The sequence below is a fragment of the Nocardiopsis chromatogenes YIM 90109 genome, from assembly GCF_000341185.1.
Lineage (GTDB): Bacteria > Actinomycetota > Actinomycetes > Streptosporangiales > Streptosporangiaceae > Nocardiopsis_A > Nocardiopsis_A chromatogenes.
The window spans coordinates 1-6496 of record NZ_ANBH01000289.1 but is presented as its reverse complement, the minus strand read 5'-3'; the positions used below and the strand labels follow the sequence as shown (position 1 = coordinate 6496).

Genomic DNA, 6496 nt, shown 5'->3' with positions numbered 1-6496 from the left:
GGCCCGGTCACCTCGGGCAACGGCTCGGTGCTGGGCGGCAACCAGGGCGTGCTCGACCTGGACGTCCCGGTCAACGCCTCGGGCAACGCGGTCGGCGCCGTCGGCGGGGTCGCCGCGGCGGCCTCGAAGGACACCGGCGCGTTCGTCGACGAGACCGACGGCGGCATGCCCGGCGGCGGCGACGGCGGGGACAACGGCGGCGACGGCGGGAACGGGGACGGCGGCTACCGCATGTCCCAGCTCGCGCCCGGCACCGGGGGCCTGGTCGACACCCTGAGCGCGGCCGCCCAGCCGACCCACCTGGAGGGCGGCGGCGTCGACGCCGGCCCCGTGATGCGGCAGAGCCACGGCCAGGTCGAGGACATCGTGACCTCCGGCAACGGCTCCGTGGTCGGCGGCAACCAGCTCGTCGGCGACGCGGACGTGCCGGTGAACGTCTCCGGCAACGCGGTCGCCGGGGTGCTGAGCAGCGCCGCCGCGACCTCCGAGGACACCGGGGCCTTCGTCTGGGACGAGGACCACCGGGGCATCGTGACCTCGGGCAACGGCTCGGTCCTGGGCGGCAACCAGGGCGTGGTCGACGCGGACGTGCCGGTGAACGTCTCCGGCAACGCGGTCGCCGGGGTGGCCTCCACGGCCGCCGCCGCCTCCAAGGACACCGGCGCCTGGGTCGACCACGGCGAGACCGAGATGGTGCGCACCTCGGACGCGTCCGCCCCGGCCGGGCAGGCCGCCGACTCCGGCGCGCTGCCCGCTCCGCTGGACACGCTGCCGCTGAGCAACGAGCTGCCCGCCGCCCCGTCCGCGCCCGAGCTGCCCGGCTCCGAGGCGCTGCCGCTCAGCAACGAGCTGCCGGACCCGGTGAACCTGCCGGCGACCGAGTCGCTGCCGCTGAGCGCCGAAGAGCTGCCCGAGGCGCCGGTCGAGGCGCCCGAGGCCGAGGCCCCCGAGGTGCCCGAGGAGCTGTCGGGCCTGCCCGCCGGGGGCGACGTTCAGGACCCGGTCTCGTCCCTGACCGAGGGGCTGGGCCTGGGCCTGTAACACCGGACGGCCGCGCGGCGGCGCGTCCCCACCCCCCGTTTCCGACAGACGCGGTGGACAGGCGGGGGAGCGGGGCGCCGCCCGCGGCGCGAAGGCGAGGCGAGTCCCCGCGGAGGCGTGCGGCCTTCCGCGGGGGCTCGCCGCGTGCGGGCGTGATCACGGCCGGAACCGGTCATCTGGCCGGGACCGTCGGTATACCGTCGTGACCAGCGAATCCGACGGGGCGTGAGCGCCGTTCGGGGTTAGCGTGAGGGAAATCACAACGTGCGGACCTGTCGGATGATCCTCCGGCGGACGGTCACCCTGCGGGTGCCGTCGCGGTAGACGCGTACACGGGCCAGTTCCCACCGGCCGTACTCGGCGTGGTCGGTCAACGCCTGCCGCGTCACACTGCGCGACGTCCCCCTCGGGAAGACGATCTCCCGGTACTCGTACTCCACCATTGCGCCTATTCTGCGACTCCCGCAGGATTCGCGCCACGGGCTCCGCGGCCCGGGGGGCGGCCGCGGGCAGGGCGGGCGGGGAGCCGCGCCGACCGGGAAGCGATCCGCGGGCCCGTCGGTTACCGTCAGTTGCGGGGGATCGGACGGCCTGCGTTCCGCGGCGGGCCGCACAGACAGCGCAAGGCGAGACGTAGGGGAAGAGCGTGCCACCCAAGAAGGGCAGCGCCGGCAAGAACGGCTCGAAGGACTCCGGTACGGCGACCGGAGGGAACCGGCTCGTGATCGTCGAGTCGCCCGCCAAGGCGAAGACGATCGCGGGCTACCTGGGTCCCGGCTACACCGTCGAGTCCTCCATCGGGCATATCCGCGACCTGCCGACCAAGGCCGCGGAGATCCCGGCGCGCTACAAGTCGGAGCCGTGGGCCCGGCTCGGGGTGGACGTCGAGCACGACTTCGAGCCGATCTACGTGGTCAACACCGACAAGAAGTCCCACGTCAAGAAGCTCAAGGAGCTGGTGGCCCAGGCCGACGAGCTCTACCTGGCCACGGATGAGGACCGCGAGGGCGAGGCCATCGCCTGGCACCTGCGCGAGGAGCTGGCCCCGAAGGTCCCGGTGCGCCGGATGGTGTTCAACGAGATCACCCGGGACGCCATCCAGCATGCCGCCCAGAACACCCGCGACCTGAACCTGCGCCTGGTCGACGCCCAGGAGACCCGCCGCATCCTGGACCGCCTCTACGGCTACGAGGTCTCCCCCGTGCTGTGGAAGAAGGTCATGCCGAAGCTGTCGGCGGGCCGGGTCCAGTCGGTGGCCACCCGCCTGGTGGTCGAACGCGAGCGCGAGCGGATCGCCTTCACCTCCGCCGAGTACTGGGGCCTCAAGGCGGTGTTCGACACCCTGGGCGCCCCGGCGGACGGCCCCGGCACCTTCACCGCCAACCTGGTCTCGGTGGACGGCGCGCGCGTCGCGGTGGGCCGCGACTTCACCGCCCAGGGCGAGCTGCGCTCCGCGTCGGGCGTGCTGCACCTGGACGAGCAGGCCGCCAGGGCCCTGGCCGAGCGGCTCTCCGGCTCCGACTTCGCGGTGCGCACCGTGGAGCGCAAGCCCTACAAGCGCTCGCCGTACGCCCCGTTCCGCACCACCACGCTGCAGCAGGAGGCCTCGCGCAAGCTGGGGCTCTCGGCCAAGCAGACGATGCAGGTCGCCCAGCGGCTCTACGAGAATGGCTTCATCACCTACATGCGCACCGACAGCACCACGCTGTCGGACAGCGCCGTGGCGGCCGCCCGGGACCAGGCCACCCGCCTGTACGGCGCGGACCACGTCCCGGCCAAGCCGCGCGTCTACTCCAGCAAGGTGAAGAACGCCCAGGAGGCGCACGAGGCGGTCCGCCCGGCCGGGGACACCTTCCGCACCCCCGCGCAGACCGGGCTGTCCGGCGCCGAGTACCGGCTCTACGAGCTGATCTGGAAGCGCACCGTCGCCTCCCAGATGAAGGACGCGGTGGGCGAGTCGGTGACGGTCAAGGTGGCCGGCGCCTCCTCCTCCGGTGAGCAGGCCGAGTTCACCGCCACCGGCAAGATCATCACCTTCCACGGCTTCCTCAAGGCCTACGTGGAGGGCGCCGACGACCCCGAGGCCGAGCTGGACGACCGCGAGCGGCGGCTGCCCCCGGTCGAGGAGGGCCAGGCGCTCAAGTCCGAGGAGATGCAGGCCGAGGGGCACAGCACCCGCCCGCCCGCCCGCTATACCGAGGCCTCGCTGGTCAAGGAGCTGGAGGACCGGGAGATCGGGCGCCCCTCCACCTACGCCTCGATCATCGGCACCATCCTCGACCGCGGGTACGTGTTCAAGAAGGGCTCGGCGCTGGTGCCGTCCTTCCTGGCCTTCGCCGTGGTGCAGCTGCTGGAGAAGCACTTCGGCAACCTGGTCGACTACGACTTCACCGCCCGCATGGAGGACATGCTCGACGGCATCGCGCGCGGCGACGCCGAGCGGGTGCCCTGGCTGCGCCGGTTCTACTACGGCAACGCCGAGGAGACCGGCCTCAAGGAGCTGGTCGGCGACCACCTCGCCGAGATCGACCCGCGCGAGATCAGCTCCTTCCCGGTGCCGGGCACCGACATCGTGATGCGGGTGGGCCGCTACGGGCCCTACATGGAGCGCGACGGCCGCCGGGTGAACGTGCCCGAGGACCTGGCCCCCGACGAGCTGACGCCGGAGAAGGCCGAGGAGCTGTTCGCCGCCCCCAGCGACGACCGGGAGCTGGGCACCGACCCGGAGACCGGGCGCACCGTGGTCGTCAAGAACGGGCGCTTCGGGCCCTACGTCACCGAGGTCGTGCCCGACCCCGACGAGGGCGCGGACCAGGGGGACAAGGAGAAGAAGCCCAAGAGCCGCTCCAAGCAGGCGGCCAAGCCGCGCACCTCCTCGCTGCTGAAGTCGATGAGCCCGGACACGGTCACCCTGGAGGACGCGCTGAAGCTGCTGTCCCTGCCCCGGGTGGTCGGCGAGCTGGACGGCGAGCAGGTCACCGCGCAGAACGGCCGCTTCGGGCCCTACCTGAAGAAGGGCACCGACAGCCGCTCGCTGGAGACCGAGGAGCAGATCTTCACGGTCACCCTGGAGCAGGCGCAGGAGCTGTTCGCCAAGCCTAAGCAGCGCGGCCGGCGCGCGGCCGCGGCCCCGCTGCGGGAGCTGGGCACCGACCCGGAGACCGGCAAGCCGATGGTGATCAAGGACGGCCGTTTCGGGCCCTACGTCACCGACGGGGAGACCAACGCCTCGCTCCGCAAGGGCGACGAGGTGGAGTCGGTCACCGACCAGCGCGCCGCCGAGCTGCTGGCCGAGCGCCGCGCCAAGGCCCCCGCGAAGAAGGCCCCGGCCAAGAAGGCCCCGGCGAAGAAGACCGCCGCCGCGTCCTCGTCGTCCTCGTCGTCCTCGTCGTCCTCGTCGGCCAAGAAGGCGTCCGGGGCGACGACCACGAGGAAGTCCGCCGCCAAGAAGCCGTCGGCCGAGAAGACCGGCGAGCCCAAGGGCGGCACGGGCGGGACCTCCGGCCCCGCCTCCTGAGGTGGCGCCGATCCGTGCGCGGCAGTAGTGTGCCGCGCACGGGTCCGCCCGGTGCGATGAGCCCCGACAGGGGCCCACGGCGCGGACCGCGCGCGGCAGCGCGCAGCACTGCGCCGCCTTGCGAAGGGAGCCCGGCAGGCCGCGGCGGCGCCCGTGCCCGTCCCCGTCCCCGGCCCGGCCGCGCGCCCGTCCCCTTCCGGACGCGCCGCTACCCTTCACGACTATGAGCAGATCTGCACCTCTAGGAGCGCCCGGCGAGGCGCGCAGCGTTCTGGCGAACCCGCCCTTCCGACGGCTGTGGATCTCGCTGTCGCTGTCCAGCCTGGGCGACTGGCTCAGCCTGCTGGCGCTGATGTCGCTGGCGACGATCCTCACCATGGACGCCTCGCCCGTGGTCCAGTACTTCGCGGTCAGCGGCGTGGTGCTGCTCAAGATCGCCCCGTGGCTGCTGCTCAGTCCGTTCGCGGGCGTGGTGGCCGACCGGTTCGACCGCCGCCTGACCATGGTCGCCGCCGACGTGCTGCGCGGCCTGCTGTACGTGTCCATCCCGGTGGTGGGGCGGCTCGACTGGCTGCTGGTGGCCAATTTCCTGGCCGAGTGCGTGGCGATCTTCTGGACGCCCGCCAAGGACGCCTCGGTGCCCAACCTGGTGCCCCGCAAGAGGCTGGAGCAGGCCAACCAGCTCACCCTGCTGACCGCCTACGGCACCGCCCCGGTGGCGGCCGGGCTGTTCGCCGTGCTGGCCTCGCTCAGCACGGTGCTGGGCAAGCTGTTCCCGGCCATGGCCACCCCCGAGGCCGACATCGCGCTGTACATCAACGGCCTCACGTTCTTCATCGCGGCCGCGGTGGTCTGGACGCTTCCGCTGCCCGCCCGCCCCGCGCGGGCCGAGCGGGCCGAGCGGGCCGAATCGCCCGGCGCGCCCGCATCCGGGGCCGACGGCGACCGGACCGAGGAGGTCCCGGTCCCGCCGCAGGAGGCGGACCCCAACGAGCTGACCGCGCCCATCGGCGAGGCCGCCACGCTGGAGGTCCCGGCGGTCCCGAGCGAGCAGGAGCGCAAGGCGGCCGAGCGCGCCCGGGCCAAGGAGCGCCGCCGGGCCGAGGCTGACGAGCGCCGCGCCGAGCGGGCCTCCGCCGAGGGCCAGGAGAACCCGCTGCGCACCATCTGGGAGGGCTGGCGCTTCGCCGGGTCCACCCCGCTGGTGCGCGGGCTGGTGCTCGGCATGCTCGGGGCGTTCGCCGCCGGGGGCGCCGTGGTCGGCGTCGGCCGGGTCTTCGTGGACAAGCTGGACGCGGGCAACGCCGGGTTCGGCGTGCTGTTCGGCGCCCTGTTCGCGGGCATGGCGCTGGGCATGCTGGCCGGTCCGCGCACGCTGCGCGAGTTCGACCGCCGCCGCCTGTTCGGCCTGGCCCTGGGCACGGCCGGGGTGGCGCTCTTCTTCACCGGCCTGATCCCGAACATGGTGCTGGCCGCGGTGCTCACCGCGGTGGTGGGCGCCGGCGCCGGGCTGGCCTGGGTGATCGGCCTGACCCTGATGGGCCGGGAGGTCCAGGACGAGGTCCGCGGCCGAACCTTCGCCTTCCTGCACGCCGCCGGGCGCCTGGTGCTGCTGGGCGCGGTGGCGGTGTCCCCGCTGCTGGCGGCCGCCGTCGGCGACCACACGCTGTCCGTGCGCGACCTGACCTACGACTTCCTGGGCACCGGCGCCGTGCTGATGCTGGCGGCGGTGCTGGCGGTCGTGGTGGCGGTGGTCTCCTACCGGCAGATGAACGCCGACGCGGGCGAGGTGCCGCTGATGGCCGAGCTGCTGGCGGCGCTGCGCGGGGTGCCGGTGCGCACCCCCGCGGACGACGCCGAGGACGCCGCCCTGCCGGGCACCTTCGTGGTGCTGGAGGGCGGCGAGGGCGCCGGGAAGNTCCACCCAGGTCCAGCAGC

At 73.6% G+C, this 6496-nt stretch carries 4 protein-coding genes; 3 read left to right on the top strand and 1 reads right to left on the bottom strand.

Annotated features, from left to right (window positions below; translation table 11 throughout):
• On the top strand, positions 1–1041 hold a 1041-nt coding region (locus tag D476_RS38065), incomplete at its 5' end, for a hypothetical protein (RefSeq protein WP_040727202.1).
• Positions 1042–1298: 257 nt separating this feature from the next.
• Here the strand turns inward: D476_RS38065 and D476_RS0126050 are convergent.
• Positions 1299–1484: a DUF5703 family protein gene (locus D476_RS0126050; RefSeq protein WP_017626848.1), complete on the bottom strand. Its 186-nt coding sequence runs from the start codon at positions 1482–1484 to the stop codon at positions 1299–1301.
• Positions 1485–1687: 203 nt separating this feature from the next.
• Between D476_RS0126050 and topA the strand changes: the two genes are divergently transcribed.
• Both topA and D476_RS34605 read left to right on the top strand, forming a co-directional pair.
• Positions 1688–4558, top strand: a complete 2871-nt coding sequence (gene topA, locus D476_RS0126045) for a type I DNA topoisomerase (RefSeq protein WP_017626847.1) — start codon at positions 1688–1690, stop codon at positions 4556–4558.
• 223 nt (positions 4559–4781) lie between these two features.
• On the top strand, positions 4782–6496 hold a 1715-nt coding region (locus D476_RS34605; protein WP_040727199.1), incomplete at its 3' end, for an MFS transporter.